Raw genomic sequence first — 13,823 nt, forward strand, 5'->3', positions numbered from 1 at the left:
GCGAGCGCGAAGAGGGACCAGGGAACATGACGGTACGGGTCGCGGTGGCCGGAGCCAGCGGGTACGCCGGAGGGGAGATCCTGCGTCTCCTCTCCGCGCACCCCGGTGTGGAGATCGGCGCGCTGGCCGCGCACAGCAGTGCGGGCCGCCCGCTGGGGGAGGTGCAACCGCACCTGGCCGCGCTCGCGGACCGGGTCCTGGTGGAGACCTCGGCCGAGTCGCTCCACGGGCACGACGTGGTCTTCCTGGCCCTGCCGCACGGCCAGTCGGCCGCGCTGGCCGCGCAGTTGGAGCCGGGCACACTGATCGTGGACTGCGGCGCGGACTTCCGGCTGCACGATCCCGCGCAGTGGCGGCGGTTCTACGGGTCGGACCACGCCGGCACCTGGCCGTACGGGCTGCCCGAACTCCCCGGCGTCCGCGAAGAGCTGAAGGGCACGGACCGGATCGCCGTGCCCGGCTGCTACCCGACCGCCGTGACCCTGGCGCTGTACCCCGCCTTCGCCGCGGGCCTGGTGGAACCGGAGGCGGTGGTCGTCGCCGCGAGCGGGACGTCCGGTGCGGGCCGCACGGCCACGGCACGGCTGCTCGGCTCGGAGGTGATGGGCTCGATGACCCCGTACGGAGTCGGCGGCGGCCACCGGCACACGCCCGAGCTGACCCAGAACCTGTCCCGGGTGGCGGGCGAGCACGTGACCGTGTCGTTCACCCCGACCCTCGCGCCGATGCCCCGCGGCATCCTCGCCACCTGCTCGGCGCCCCTGCGCAAGGGCGCCGCCGCCGGGCCGCCGGAGGTGCGGGCCGCCTACCGGGACGCGTACGCCGACGAACCCTTCGTCCGGCTGCTCCCGGGCGGCCAGTGGCCGCAGACCGCCGCCGTGCTGGGGTCCAACATCGCGCAGGTGCAGGTGGCGGTGGACGAGTACGCCGGCCGCGTGATCGCGGTCAGCGCCATCGACAACCTCACGAAGGGCACCGCCGGTGGCGCGGTGCAAAGCATGAACGTCGCCCTGGGCCTGCCGGAAGGGCTGGGCCTGCCCACGAATGGAGTGGCTCCGTGACCGTGACCGCCGCACAGGGATTCCTCGCGAGCGGTGTGGCCGCCGGGATCAAACAGTCCGGTGACCCCGACCTCGCCCTGGTGGTGAACCGCGGCCCGTCGTACGCCGCCGCCGGCGTGTTCACCTCCAACCGGGTCCAGGCCGCGCCCGTCCGCTGGTCCCGGCAGGCGCTCGCGGACGGCCGGATATCCGCCGTCGTCCTCAACTCCGGCGGGGCCAACGCCTGCACCGGTCCCTCGGGCGCCGAGGACACCCGGGTGATGGCCGAGCACACGGCGCGCGCCGTGGGCGCGGACGCCGACGCGGTCGCGGTGTGCTCCACCGGGCTCATCGGCACCCCGCTGCCGATGGACCGGATCACGGCGGGCATCGCCACCGCCGCCGCCCGGCTGACGCCCGAGGGGGGCGAGGACGCCGCCGTCGCGATCAAGACGACGGACTCCGTGCACAAGACCGCGGTGGTCCACGGGCCCGGCTGGACCGTGGGCGGCATGGCCAAGGGCGCCGGCATGCTGGCGCCCGGGCTGGCCACCATGCTCGTCGTCCTCACCACGGACGCCGACGTCCCCGAGAAGGTCCTCGACTCCGTGCTGCGGGACGCGGTCCGCACCACCTTCGACCGGGTGGACTCGGACGGCTGCATGTCCACCAACGACACCGTGCTGCTGCTCGCCTCGGGCGCCTCCGGTGTGACGCCCGAGGGTGACGGCTTCGCCGAAGCGGTACGCACCGTCTGTCAGGACCTGGCACGGCAGCTGGTCGCGGACGCGGAGGGCGCGTCGAAGGAGATCGAGGTGGCGGTCGTCGGCGCGGCCTCGGAAGCGGATGCCGTGGAGGTCGCGCGGTCCGTGGCGCGGAACAACCTGCTCAAGTGCGCCCTGCACGGCGAGGACCCCAACTGGGGCAGGGTGCTGTCGGCGATCGGCACGACGGCCGCCGCCTTCGATCCGGACCTCCTGGACGTGGCGGTCAACGGCGTCTGGGTGTGCCGGGACGGCGCGGCCGGCGAGTCCCGCGAAGCGGTGGACATGGCGGCGCGCGAGATCGTGATCACGGTCGACCTGCGTGCCGGTGACGCGTCCGCCACGGTCTGGACCAATGACCTCACCGCCGAGTACGTCCACGAGAACAGCGCGTACAGCTCATGAGCGGAACGGACACGCCGGAGGAACCGCTCGCCGCACCGCACGCGAACGCGGCCAAGGCCGTCCTGGAACCGCCCCTGCGCGAACAGCTCCGCCTGGAGCACCTCCGGGGCCGGATCGTCGTGATCAAGTTCGGTGGCAACGCCATGGTGGACGAGGACCTGAAACGGACCTTCGCCCAGGACGTCGTGGACCTGCGGCTCGCCGGCCTGCTCCCGGTCGTGGTGCACGGCGGCGGCCCCCAGATCAGCGCCATGCTCGGACGGCTCGGCCTGGAGGTCCGCTTCGAGGCGGGCCTGCGGGTGACGACTCCGGAGGTGATGGACGTGGTCCGGATGGTGCTGACGGGCAGGGTCCAGCGGGAGCTGGTGGGCCTGATCAACGCACACGGGCCGTTCGCCGTGGGGATGTCGGGCGAGGACGCGCACACCATGACCGCCGTCCGGCGAACGGCCTGGGTGGACGGCGAGCCGGTGGACATCGGACTGGTCGGCGACATCGTCGACGTGAACGCGGACACCCTCCGCGCGCTCCTGGCACAGGGGCGCATCCCGGTGGTCTCCCCCGTGGCCCGCGGCGCCGACGGGCAGGTCTACAACATCAACGCCGACCTCGCGGCGGCGGCCCTGGCGGTCGCCCTCGACGCGGAGAAGCTGGTGATGCTCACCGATGTCGAGGGGCTGTACGCGAACTGGCCGCACAGCACCGAGGTGATCGGGCGGATGACGGCCGAAGAGGTCGAGAAGCTGCTGCCGGAACTGGCGAGCGGCATGCTCCCCAAGATGGAGGGCTGCCTGCGGGCCGTCCGGGCGGGCGTGCGCAAGGCACACGTCCTGGACGGCCGGGTGCCGCACTCGGTGCTGCGCGGGGTCCTCTCCGGCGACGTCTCCGGAACCACCGTGGTCCCGGACCTGGAGGAGGGAACGGCATGGCCCTCGGACACGACGTGATCCGGCAGCCCGCCGCGGACGGGGACCGCGAGGCGCCGGCGGACCGTGAAGTGCCGGCGGACCGCGAGGTGCTGGCGGACCGCTGGCGCGCGGTGATGATGGACAACTACGGCACCCCGCCGCTGGCCCTGGTCCGCGGGGAGGGGAGCACCGTATGGGACGAGGCGGGCCGGCCGTACGCCGACTTCACCGCCGGGATCGCGGTGAACACCCTGGGGCACGCCCACCCCGCCGTGGTGGCGGCGGTCGGCGCGCAGGTGGCGAAGCTGGGCCACGTGTCCAACCTCTACGTCTCCGAGCCCGCCGTGGCGCTCGCGGAGCGGCTGCTGGGGCTGTTGGGGAGGCCCGGACGGGCGTTCTTCTCCAACTCCGGTGCGGAGGCGGTCGAGGCCGCCTTCAAGATCGCCCGGCGGACCGGGCGGAGCGGGATGATCGCCGCGGAGGGCGGTTTCCACGGGCGCACCATGGGCGCGCTCGCCCTCACCGGCCAGCCCGCGAAGCGCGAGCCCTTCCTGCCGCTGCCGGGCGGGGTGTCCCACGTGCCGTACGGCGACGCGGACGCCCTGCGGGCGGCGGTCACGGAGGACACGGCGGCCGTCTTCCTCGAGCCGGTCCAGGGCGAGGCCGGCGTGATCGTGCCGCCCGCGGGGTACCTGCGGGCGGCCCGCGAGATCACCCGGGCCACCGGGACGCTGCTGGTGCTGGACGAGGTGCAGACCGGGATCGGCCGCACCGGGCACTGGTTCGCCCATCAGGCGGCCGACGGCGTCGACCCCGACGTGGTGGTCCTGGCCAAGGGGCTGGGCGGCGGCATGCCGATCGGCGCGACGCTCGCGTTCGGCGCGGCCGCCGACCTGTTGACACCGGGTCAACACGGCTCGACCTTCGGCGGCAATCCCGTGGCCTGCGCGGCCGGACTCGCGGTCCTGGAGACCATCGGGGTGGAGGACCTGCTCGCGCACGTCACCCGGCAGGGCGAGCGGCTCCGGGACGGCATCCGGGCGCTCGGCCATCCCCGGGTGGCCGAGGTGCGGGGTGCGGGGCTCCTGCTCGGCATCGGCCTCACCGAACCGGTCGCGGCGCGGGTCCGGCAGGCGGCCCAGGAGGCCGGGTTCCTCGTCAACGCGGCCGGTCCCGCGACCGTACGGCTCGCTCCGGCCCTGACCGTCCCCGGGGCGCAGGTCGACGCGCTCCTCTCGGTCCTGCCGGAGGTCCTCGGCGCCTGAGACGGAGCGGGCCGGCTCCCCTGCGGGGGAGCCGGCCCGTACGCGTACCCGGAGGCCGGTCAGAGGGCGCGGGCGAGGATCCGCGAGTTCCGCCGGGGCGAGAGCGAGCCCGCCCAGGCGGCCGGCGCCAGGCACGCGTCCGCCGGGGCGAAGCCGTGCCGCAGGAACAGGGCGCCGCTTCCGGTCGTCGCGGTGAACAGGGCGCCCAGTCCGAGGGAGTTCGCGCGGAGCAGCGCGCCGCGCAGGAGCATCGCCCCGATGCCGCGGCCCTGGCTGCGGGGCGCGACGCAGAAGTTGTACAGGACGCCGGTGGGCCCGCCGCCGCGCACCGGGTCGGCCGGGTGGACACCGAGGCCGAGGCAGCCTTCGAGCGTCCCGTCGGAGGTGTCCACGAGGAGGAAGTCGGTCGCGTCCGACTGGTAGAGGGAGAAGGGGCGCGCACGCAGCGCTCCGGACTGCACGAACGGCCGTGACAGGGCCGAGAGGGCGGCGGCGTCGCGGGGGTTCGCGGAGCGCACGGGAAGGACGGCGGGCAGGGGGGTGCAGGCGGACCGGGAGGCGGTCCGCGGAGTGGCCGTGATCAAGGGTTCCCTTTCCTTACGGCCCCAGCACGCGCGGAAGGCGGCAGGATCGCCGCACCGCTGGAGCCATCAACTAAGGGTAGCCTTACTTAACCTGACGGACCAAACTCCGCACAGGCCCCCGCCCGGGCCGCGCCGCCCCCCGCCCGGGCCCGCGCCCCCGCCCGCCCGGCTCCTACGCGCAGGGGCGGCCCGGGTAGTCGGGGCCCTCCGGCACACCGGCCGCGCGCATCCGGCGCAGCACCTCGGAGCGGGTCGCGCCGTCGTCGATGTGGACGGGGCAGTTGATCTCCCGGTCGAAGACCACGGTCTCCTCGTCCAGATCCCAGATGACCCACCGGAGTTCGTCCTCGGGCTCCTGCCACAGGTAGGCGAACGCCTGGGCCTCCCCGGCGGTCTCCGTGCGCGTGCTCACAGCGCCTTCGCCCCTTCCGACTCCACGCCGTCCACGTACGTGGCGACCACCTCGATGTCACCGATGCGCGAGGTCCCGACGCGCCGCGGGTCGTCCCCCAGCACCACCAGGTCGGCGCGCTTGCCCGGGGCGAGGCTGCCGGCGCTGCCATCCCAGTGGCAGGCGTACGCCCCGGCGACCGTGTACGCGTACAGGGCCTGGTCCACCGTGATGCCCTCGTCCGGGCCGATGGACCGGCCCGACGACGAGGCGCGCTCGACCATGAACTGGACGGCCCTCAGCGGTGAGCCGTCGGTGACGGGACGGTCCGAGCTGCCGACCAGGGTGATGCCGTGGTCGAGGAAGCCGCGGCCCCGGTACAGCCACGGGGCCCGCTCCTCCCCCATGACGGCGGCGTAGTCGTCGCCGAAGGAACGCAGGAAGTTCGGCTGGACCACCGCGCTCACGCCGAGGCGCGCGAAGCGCGGGAGCTGGTCGGGCCGGATCAAGCCCGCGTGTTCGACGCGGTGCCGGGCGTCCGGGCGCGGCCGCAGGCGCTGCGCGCGTTCGATGGCGTCCAGGGCGAGGTCGGCGGCTCGGTCGCCGATGGCGTGGACGGCGAGCTGCCATCCGGCGAGATGGCCGTCGACGATGGTGTCCGCGAGGCGCTCCGGGGCGTCCTGGAGCTGCCCGGCGTGCTCCGAGCCCTGGTACGGGCTGGTGAGGGCGGCCGTACGGGCCATCATCCCGCCGTCGGTGTAGATCTTGAGCGCGCCGAGGGAGAGCCAGTCGTCGCCGAAGCCGGTGCGCATGCCGAGGTCGAGGGCGCGGGGGATGCCGTCGGAGGTCTGCGGCGTGACGGGCCGCAGGGTGTCGGCGGCCGCCATGAGCTGCACGCGCAGCGGCAGCCGGCCCTGGTCGCGCAGGAGTTGGTACGCCCCGAGCTCGACCGTGCTGTGGCCCAGCAGGCCGCCGCCGATGCCGGCCTCGGCGCAGGCGGTGACCCCTTCGGCCAGACAGGTCCGTGCGGCGCGCTCGACGGCGTCCGCGAGTTCCGCCTGCGAGTACGGCGGCCGCAGCGCGCGGGCGGCGCTCATGGCGCCCTCCGCGAGGAAGCCGTTCTCGTGGGGGACGTGGGCGGGGAGCCGGTCCAGCACGGCGCTGTTGACCACGCAGGCGTGTCCGGAGTCGTGCATCAGGAACACCGGGTGCCCGTCGCTGACGCGGTCCAGTTCGGCGGCGGTCAGGTGGCGCCCCAGCCCCCGCTGGTCGTACCCGGCGACGTCCACCCAGGCTCCGGGCACGCGCTGCCGGGAGACGGCCTCCCCCACGACCGCCAGCACGTCGTCGATCCGCGTGCACGGCGCGACGCTCGGGGTGCCCGCCTTCAGGCCCGTCCAGGCGAGGTGGACGTGGCTGTCGATGAACCCCGGCAGCACGGTGGCGCCTTGGAGGTTGATCACCTCGCGTGCGGGGAGGGAGGTCACCGCGTCGTCCAGGCCCACGATCCGGCCGTGCCAGATGCCCAGGTCGTGGGCGACCGGGTGGTCCGGGTCCATGGTGAGGATGGTGGCGTTGGTCAGCCGGGTGGTGAGCATGGAGGTCCGTCCCTAGGGGGTGGCGGCGGGTGCGGCGGTCCGCTTGCGGGCGGTGGGCACCATCAGGGGCGTGCCGGTCTCCGGGTCGTCGATGATCCGGCAGGACAGGCCGAACACGTCCTCGATGAGCTCCTCGGTCATGATCGTCGCGGGGTCCCCCTCCGCGGCGACGATGCCGCCGGGCTTCATCACCACGAGGTGGGTGGCGTAGCGGCAGGCCTGGTTGAGGTCGTGCAGGACCGCGACGATCGTGTGGCCCCTGTGCTCGTGCAGGTCGGCGCACAGGTCGAGCACCTCGACCTGGTGGGCGATGTCGAGGTAGGTGGTCGGTTCGTCCAGCAGCAGGATGGACGTCTGCTGGGCCAGCACCATGGACAGCCATACGCGTTGCCGCTGGCCGCCCGAGAGGTCGTCGACGGGGCGGTCGGCGAGGGGTAGCACACCGGTCTGGCGCATCGCCTCGGCGACCGCGGCCTCGTCCTCGGCGGACCACTGCTTGAGCAGCTTCTGGTGCGGGTAGCGGCCGCGGGCGACCAGGTCGCCCACGGTGATGCCGCCCGGCGCGGTCGAGGACTGCGGGAGCAGGCCGAGCCGGCGGGCGACCTCGCGGGACCGGTAGGACGCGATCGCGGCCCCGTCGAGGTAGACCTCACCGGCCTGCGGCTTGATCATTCTGGCCAGCGCCTTGAGCAGGGTGGACTTCCCGCAGGCGTTCGGCCCGATGATCACCGTGAAGGAGTGGTCGGGGATGACCACGCCCAGGGAGGTGGCCACGGTCCGCTGGTCGTAGGAGAGGGTCAGGTCCTCGGCCCTCAGTCGGGCCGTGGGAGGAAGGGTCTCAGTCATGCGCGGCTCTTTCGTGACTCCGTGACCAGCAGCCAGATGAGGTACAGCCCGCCGATGGTGCCGGTCGCCGTGCCCACCGGCAGGAGGGCGGGAGAGAAGATGCGCTGGACGGCGAGGTCGCTCCCGGCCAGCAGGACGGCGCCCGAGGCCGCGGCCGGCACGAGGGCCGGGCCGGACGACCGGGTGAGCTTCCGGGCGATCTGGGGGGCCGCCAGCGCGACGAACCAGATGGGACCGGTCACCGCGGTGGCGAACGCCGCCAGCGCGACGCTGATGAGGAGCAGGGCCGTACGGCTCGCCCCCACGTTGACGCCCAGGGCCGTCGCCGTGTCGTCGCCCATCTCCACCATGGAGAGCCTGCGGGCGAACAGCAGGGCGAGCGGCAGCAGTACGGCGACGGCGATGCCGATCGCGGCCGCGTGGTCCCAGCCCCGGTTGCCGAGGCTGCCGATGAGCCAGGCCTGGGCCTCCAGGGCCTCCTGCCAGCTCGCCCGGGTGATCAGGTACGAGTTGGCGGCGAGGAGCAGGGCGCTCACGCCGATGCCGATGACGACGAGCCGGAAGCCCTGGACTCCGCCGCCGGCGACGAGCAGGTAGATCGCCGCGGCGGTGAGGAGTCCGCCGATGAGCGCCCCGATCGCGATCTGGGTCATGCTGCCGTGCAGCACGACGATGACGACGAGGGCTCCGGTCGCCGATCCGTTGGTGAAGCCGATGATGTCGGGGCTGCCCAGCGGGTTGGCGGTCAGGCTCTGCAGGATGGCGCCGCTGACCGCCAGGGCCGCGCCGACGCACAGGGCCGTCACGAGCCGTGGCATGCGCAGCGTGTTGACGACGAAGTCGGCCGCGCCGCCGCCGTGGCCGAAGAGGGCCCGGAGCACCTCGCCGACGGAGAGGTCGAAGTCGCCCGTCGTCAGGGTGACCCCCATGACCGCGACGAGGAGGGCCAGCAGGATCACGGTTACGGCCACCGTGCGGCCCTGCACCCGCAGGGAGTACCGGCCGCCCCGGGTGCGCAGGACCGAACCGCTCAGGATGCGGGGCGCGGGGCCCGCGTCGCCGGCGGTCCGGGAGGCGGGGACGACGGCGGTGTCGGCGTCGGGTGCGGCACTCACAGCATGACCAACTTTCGGCGGCGGCACAGCGCGATGAACAGCGGTGCGCCGAGGAACGCGGTGACGATGCCGACCTGGACCTCGCCGGGCGCTCCGAGCACCCGGCCCAGTACGTCCGAACCGATCAGCAGGACGGGCGCGATGAGCATCGAGTACGCGAGCACCCAGCGCTGGTCGGGTCCCACCACGAAGCGGGCCACATGCGGAACGGCCAGGCCCACGAAGCCGATCGGCCCCGCGGCGGCGGTCGCGGCGCCGCACAGCAGCATCACCGCGAGGGCGCCCAGCACCCGGGTGCGGTTGACGTTCACCCCGAGGGCGCGGCCGACGTCGTCGCCCATGCCCAGGGCGTTGAGCGAGGGGGCGAGGAGGAGCGCGATGAGCAGGCCCGCGGCGACGAACGGCAGGATCACGTACAGGAAGTCGAGGTCGCGGCCGGAGAGGGAACCCACGGTCCAGAACCTGAACTGGTTGAAGGCCCGCGGATTGAGCATCAGGACCGCCGTGTTGAAGGCGGTCAGCACCGCCGTCACGGCGGCGCCCGCGACGACCAGCCGGTCCGGTGTGGCCAGCGACCGGCCGGACGAGCCCAGCAGGTAGACCACGACCGAGGCGATCGCGGCGCCGGCGAACGCGAACCAGACGTAGCCCAGGGCCGCGCCGATCCCGAGGAAGGCGATGGCGACGACGACGCCGGTGGAGGCGCCGAGGCTCACGCCGAGCAGGCCGGGGTCGGCGAGCGGGTTGCGGGTCAGCGCCTGCATCAGCGCGCCGGACAGCCCCAGGGCCACGCCCACGGTGAGGCCGAGGAGGGTGCGGGGGATCCGGTACTCGTGGATGATGACCGAAGCCTGCGATCCGTCAGGGCGCCACAGCACGCTCCACGTCGAGGCGAACGGGATCCCCTTGGTGCCGACCCACACGCTGAGCAGCCCGGCCAGGACCAGTGCGGCGAGCCCGACGAGCAGGCCCACCGCGCGTACGGCCGCAACGGACCGGGACCGGGACGCCGGGGGTGCGACCGGTCCGCCGGCCTCGCTCTTGGACGCCGCCTGGGTTTCGATCAACAACAGCGACTCTCCCTGGCGGCATCTCGCCGGCGTAAGAACATGACGTACGGATCAAAGCTACTTAGGTGACCCTAACCGCACCTGCCCCGCACGGTCAACGCGCTGACACATGCCACAAGTAGGGCATCCGGGCTCGCGGGCGAGGCCTGGGGCAGGACTTGCTTAGAGTAGCCTTACCTAACTATCCGACCATCTTACGGAGGCACACATGCTCGACGGAGGACCGACGGGGAGCCAAGTCCTCCGGAAGGCGGTCGGGGGCCAGCGCCGCCGGGTCGCGACGGCCTCGATCCTCGGCATGGCGCACCAGGGCTGCGAGGCCCTGGTGCCCGTCGTCATCGGTGTCATCATCGACCAGGCCGTCGCGACCGGTTCCACCGGGGCCCTGCTGCGCTGGCTGCTCGTCCTCGCCGTGCTCTTCTTCGCGCTGTCCACGTGCTACCGGATCGCCGCGAGGATCACCGACGGATCGGCGGAGCACGCCTCCCACGGCCTGCGCCTCACCCTGGGCGCCAAGGTGCTCGACCCGCGCGGCGGCGCCGACAGGGGCCGGCTGCCCGGAGCGCTCACCGCCATCGCCACCGGCGACGCGACCCGGGTGGGCGCCACCGCCGCCGCCGTGACGTACGCGCTGTCGGGCGCCGCCGGACTCGTCATCAGCGCGGTGGCGCTGCTGCGCATCTCGGTGCCGCTGGGCCTGCTGATCCTGCTGGGCGTACCGCCCCTGCTGTGGCTGGGCCACCTCATCAGCCGGCCGCTGGAGGAGCGCAGCGAGGTCGAACAGGAGCGCGCGGCGCACGCCTCGGGCGTCGCCGCCGACCTCGTCGCGGGGCTGCGGGTGCTCAAGGGCATGGGTGCCGAGGCGGCCGCCGTGTCCCGGTACCGGCGTACGAGCCAGGACTCGCTGGCGGCGGCGCTGCGGGCCGCCCGCAGCCGGGCCTGGCACGACGGCGCGATCCTCGCGCTGACCGGGACGTTCATCGCCGTCATCGGACTGGTCGGCGCGCACCTGGCGATGAGCGGCTCGATCAGCGTGGGCGAACTCGTCGCGGCCGTCGGCCTCGCCCAGTACCTGCTGGGTCCGTTCCAGCTCCTCACTTACGTCAACGGCGAGTTCGCCCAGGGCCGCGCCTCCGCGGAGCGGATCGCCGAGGTGCTAGCCTCGCCGCCCGCCGTCGCGGCCGGGACGGCCGCGCTGCCGGATCCGGTCACCGGCCGGATCCGGCTCCGCGGCGTCACGTACGGGTCGCTGCGCGGCCTGGACCTCGACGTCGCGCCCGGAAGCCTGATCGGTGTCGTCGCCGGTGACCCGGCCGCCGCCAACGACCTGCTGCTGTGCCTGGGCCGCGAGGCGGACCCCGACGAAGGCGTGATCGAGCTCGACGGCGTACCGCTGACCGAACTGGACCCCGAGACCGCGCGCCGGGCCGTCCTGGTCGCCCATCACGACGCCGACCTGTTCGAAGGCAGCCTGCTCGACAACGTACGGGCCGCCATGGACACCGACGCGCGGGACGCCGGTCCGGCGCTGGCCGCCGCGGCGGCGGACGACGTCGCACGGGCCCTCCCCCGGGGCGTCGACACGGTCCTCACCGAGCGCGGCCGCTCCCTGTCCGGCGGACAGCGCCAGCGCGTGGCCCTCGCCCGGGCCCTCGCCGCGGACCCCCCGGTGCTGGTCGTGCACGATCCGACCACCGCCGTCGACACCGTCACGGAGTCGCACATCGCCGCCCGGTTGCGGCGGCTGCGGCCCGACCGCACCACCTTCCTGGTCACCACGAGCCCCGCCCTGCTCGCCGAGACGGACCGGGTGGTCGTCCTCGACGGCGGCGCCGTCACCGCGCAGGGCCGCCACCAGGACCTGGTCGCCGACGACACGGCCTACCGCGCGGCGGTGCTGGCATGACCGATCCCAACGGAACCGACACCGCGGCCGGTACGGGCGCGGGCACCGAAGACGCGGACAACGAAGGACGGACGATGAGCGGACCGAGCACCCCGGAGCGCGAGCTGCTGCCCACGGCCACCGGTGCGCAGACCCTCGGCGTGCTCGGCACCCTGCTCCGCGGCCACCGGCTGCTCGCCGTCACCGCGCTGACCGTACTGGTCCTGGGCACGGGCGTCGGGCTGCTGACCGCTCCCCTGCTCGGGCGCATCGTCGACCTGGTCGTCGAACAGCGCGGCTCCGCCTCGCTGACCGTGCCGATGGTCCTGCTGCTCGTGGTGGCGGTGGCCCGCGGCGTCGCCACCGCGATCGGCAGTTCCCTGGTCGCACGGCTCGGCGAGACGATCCTGGCCGCTCTGCGCGAGCGGTTCATCGCGCGGGCGCTGCGGCTGCCCCTCGAACGCGTCGAGAAGGCGGGTTCCGGTGACCTCACCTCGCGGGTGACCCAGGACGTGACCGTCATCGCGAGGGCGGTGCGCCAGGCCCTGCCCGAGTTCGCCGGCGCCCTGCTCACCATCGCGCTGACGCTGGTCGGCCTGGCCGTACTGGACTGGCGGTTCCTCGCGGCGGTGCTGCTCGCCGTACCGGTCCACGTCCTGTCCGTGCGCTGGTACATCCCCCGCGCCTCGAAGGTGTACGCCGAACACCGCGTGGCGACGGGCGCCTTGCAGCACCAGCTCCTCGACAGCATCGGCGGCGTGCGCACCGTCCGCGCGTTCCGGCTGGGCGGCCGGCACTCCCAGCTCCTCGAACAGCGGTCCCGGGAATCCGTGGACCTCGCGCTGCGCGGCATCCGGCTCGTGTCCGGCTTCTTCTCGCGGCTCAACCTGGCGGAGTTCATCGGTCTGGCGGCGGTCCTGCTGACGGGGTTCTTCCTCGTCGACAACGGATCGGTGAGCATCGGCACGGCCACGGCGGCCGCGCTCTACTTCCACAGCCTCTTCAACCCCGTCAACGCCGCGCTCTTCCTCATCGACGAGGCGCAGTCGGCCGGCGCGAGCCTCGCCCGCCTGGTGGGCGTCTCCAGCCTGCCGGCCGAGCGGGAGGCCGGGGAACGGACCGGCCGGACGGCCGGATCGGTGGAGGTCCGCGGCCTGAACCACGCGTACGTCTCCGGGCACCAGGTCCTGCGCGACGTCGACCTGGAGGTCGGCGACGGCGAGCGGGTGGCGCTGGTCGGTGCGAGCGGCGCCGGGAAGACCACCCTGGCCAAGCTGATCGCCGGCGTCCACGACCCGTCGGACGGCTCGATCGTCCTCGGCGGCGCGGACACGCGCGAGCTGGGTCCCGGCGGGATCCGGCGGGCGGTGACCCTGATCTCCCAGGAGGTCCACGTGTTCGCCGGACCGCTCTGCGAGGACATGCGGCTGGCCAGGCCCGAGGCCACCGGGGAGGAACTGCGCGCGGCACTCGACCGGGTGGGCGCGCTGGACTGGGCGCTGGCCCTGCCGGAGGGGCTGGACACGGTGGTCGGCGAGGGCGGGCACCGGCTCACGGTGACCCAGGCCCAGCACCTGGCCCTGGCCCGCCTGGTCCTCGCCGACCCGCCGATCGCGATCCTCGACGAGGCCACCGCCGACGCCGGCAGTGCGGGCGCCCGCGTGCTGGAAACGGCCGCGCTGCGTGCCCTGGAGGGGCGTACCGGCCTGATGGTCGCCCACCGGCTCCCGCAGGCCGCGACCGCCGACCGCATCGTGGTCCTCGACCGGGGGCGGGTCGTGGAGACCGGCACGCACGAGGAACTCGTCGCGGCGGGCGGGCGGTACGCCGACCTCTGGGCGGCCTGGTCCGCCAGCCGCCGGGAGCCGGGTGACGCGACGCTGCCCGGACCCCGGAAGGCCTCGCCCCCGGCCACGTCGGCCCACTGAGCCGACGCCCCACCCTACGGCCCG

Annotated in this window: 12 protein-coding genes; 6 read left to right on the forward strand and 6 right to left on the reverse strand. The window is 74.0% G+C overall.

Going from position 1 to position 13,823, the window contains the following annotated elements; genetic code table 11:
* Positions 1-26 precede the first annotated feature (26 nt).
* From argC to ACFWTC_RS17965, 4 genes are read left to right on the forward strand one after another with little or no spacing between them, the layout of a single operon-like run.
* On the forward strand, positions 27-1,061 hold the full coding sequence (gene argC, locus ACFWTC_RS17950) for an N-acetyl-gamma-glutamyl-phosphate reductase (protein WP_383928070.1): 1,035 nt from the start codon (positions 27-29) through the stop codon (positions 1,059-1,061).
* Positions 1,058-2,209, forward strand: a complete 1,152-nt coding sequence (argJ, locus tag ACFWTC_RS17955; RefSeq protein WP_383928068.1) for a bifunctional glutamate N-acetyltransferase/amino-acid acetyltransferase ArgJ — start codon at positions 1,058-1,060, stop codon at positions 2,207-2,209. Before argC ends, argJ begins: the two co-directional genes overlap by 4 nt.
* On the forward strand, positions 2,206-3,156 hold the full coding sequence (gene argB / locus ACFWTC_RS17960) for an acetylglutamate kinase (protein ID WP_384028777.1): 951 nt from the start codon (positions 2,206-2,208) through the stop codon (positions 3,154-3,156). Before argJ ends, argB begins: the two co-directional genes overlap by 4 nt.
* A complete protein-coding gene (locus ACFWTC_RS17965; RefSeq protein WP_384028775.1) occupies positions 3,135-4,382 on the forward strand; it encodes an acetylornithine transaminase in 1,248 nt (415 codons plus the stop codon). Before argB ends, ACFWTC_RS17965 begins: the two co-directional genes overlap by 22 nt.
* 59 nt (positions 4,383-4,441) lie before the next feature.
* Here the strand turns inward: ACFWTC_RS17965 and ACFWTC_RS17970 are convergent, their stop codons facing one another.
* The 6 genes from ACFWTC_RS17970 to ACFWTC_RS17995 all read right to left on the reverse strand — a co-directional run bounded on the left by ACFWTC_RS17970 (position 4,442) and on the right by ACFWTC_RS17995 (position 9,986).
* Positions 4,442-4,966: a GNAT family N-acetyltransferase gene (locus ACFWTC_RS17970; RefSeq protein ID WP_383928062.1), complete on the reverse strand. Its 525-nt coding sequence runs from the start codon at positions 4,964-4,966 to the stop codon at positions 4,442-4,444.
* Between the two features lie 172 nt (positions 4,967-5,138).
* The gene (locus ACFWTC_RS17975) at positions 5,139-5,378 is read right to left on the reverse strand and encodes a hypothetical protein (protein WP_384028773.1); all 240 of its coding nucleotides are present in this window, start codon (positions 5,376-5,378) and stop codon (positions 5,139-5,141) included.
* On the reverse strand, positions 5,375-6,955 hold the full coding sequence (locus tag ACFWTC_RS17980; protein WP_384028771.1) for an amidohydrolase: 1,581 nt from the start codon (positions 6,953-6,955) through the stop codon (positions 5,375-5,377). Before ACFWTC_RS17980 ends, ACFWTC_RS17975 begins: the two co-directional genes overlap by 4 nt.
* A 12-nt stretch (positions 6,956-6,967) precedes the next feature.
* Positions 6,968-7,801 carry an ABC transporter ATP-binding protein gene (locus tag ACFWTC_RS17985; RefSeq protein WP_383928055.1) on the reverse strand — a complete coding sequence of 278 codons (834 nt, stop codon included), beginning with the start codon at positions 7,799-7,801 and terminating at the stop codon, positions 6,968-6,970.
* A complete protein-coding gene (locus tag ACFWTC_RS17990) occupies positions 7,798-8,916 on the reverse strand; it encodes a FecCD family ABC transporter permease (protein ID WP_383928052.1) in 1,119 nt (372 codons plus the stop codon). The genes ACFWTC_RS17985 and ACFWTC_RS17990 overlap by 4 nt, the downstream gene beginning before the upstream one ends.
* Entirely contained in the window at positions 8,913-9,986 is a 1,074-nt protein-coding gene (locus ACFWTC_RS17995; RefSeq protein ID WP_383928049.1) for a FecCD family ABC transporter permease, read from the reverse strand. Before ACFWTC_RS17995 ends, ACFWTC_RS17990 begins: the two co-directional genes overlap by 4 nt.
* A gap of 208 nt (positions 9,987-10,194) precedes the next feature.
* Between ACFWTC_RS17995 and ACFWTC_RS18000 the strand changes: the two genes are divergently transcribed.
* Together ACFWTC_RS18000 and ACFWTC_RS18005 are read left to right on the forward strand one after the other, a co-directional pair.
* Positions 10,195-11,892 (forward strand): ABC transporter ATP-binding protein, encoded by a 1,698-nt coding sequence (locus ACFWTC_RS18000; protein ID WP_383928046.1) that lies wholly within the window; start codon positions 10,195-10,197, stop codon positions 11,890-11,892.
* Complete coding sequence (locus ACFWTC_RS18005; RefSeq protein ID WP_383928043.1) at positions 11,889-13,799, forward strand: ABC transporter ATP-binding protein; 1,911 nt, start codon at positions 11,889-11,891, stop codon at positions 13,797-13,799. The genes ACFWTC_RS18000 and ACFWTC_RS18005 overlap by 4 nt, the downstream gene beginning before the upstream one ends.
* Positions 13,800-13,823 lie beyond the last annotated feature (24 nt).

This window comes from Streptomyces sp. NPDC058619, from assembly GCF_042717785.1.
In the GTDB taxonomy this organism is placed as follows: Bacteria; Actinomycetota; Actinomycetes; order Streptomycetales; family Streptomycetaceae; genus Streptomyces.

What these genes read in the sequence shown, in the direction of transcription:
- argC (WP_383928070.1), top strand. Translation starts at nt 27, where the DNA reads ATGACGGTACGGGTCGCGGTGGCCGGAGCCAGCGGGTACGCCGGAGGG.
- argB (WP_384028777.1), top strand. Translation starts at nt 2,206, where the DNA reads ATGAGCGGAACGGACACGCCGGAGGAACCGCTCGCCGCACCGCACGCG.
- ACFWTC_RS17965 (WP_384028775.1), top strand. Translation starts at nt 3,135, where the DNA reads ATGGCCCTCGGACACGACGTGATCCGGCAGCCCGCCGCGGACGGGGAC.
- ACFWTC_RS17980 (WP_384028771.1), bottom strand. Translation starts at nt 6,955, where the DNA reads ATGCTCACCACCCGGCTGACCAACGCCACCATCCTCACCATGGACCCG.
- ACFWTC_RS17985 (WP_383928055.1), bottom strand. Translation starts at nt 7,801, where the DNA reads ATGACTGAGACCCTTCCTCCCACGGCCCGACTGAGGGCCGAGGACCTG.
- ACFWTC_RS18000 (WP_383928046.1), top strand. Translation starts at nt 10,195, where the DNA reads ATGCTCGACGGAGGACCGACGGGGAGCCAAGTCCTCCGGAAGGCGGTC.
- ACFWTC_RS18005 (WP_383928043.1), top strand. Translation starts at nt 11,889, where the DNA reads ATGACCGATCCCAACGGAACCGACACCGCGGCCGGTACGGGCGCGGGC.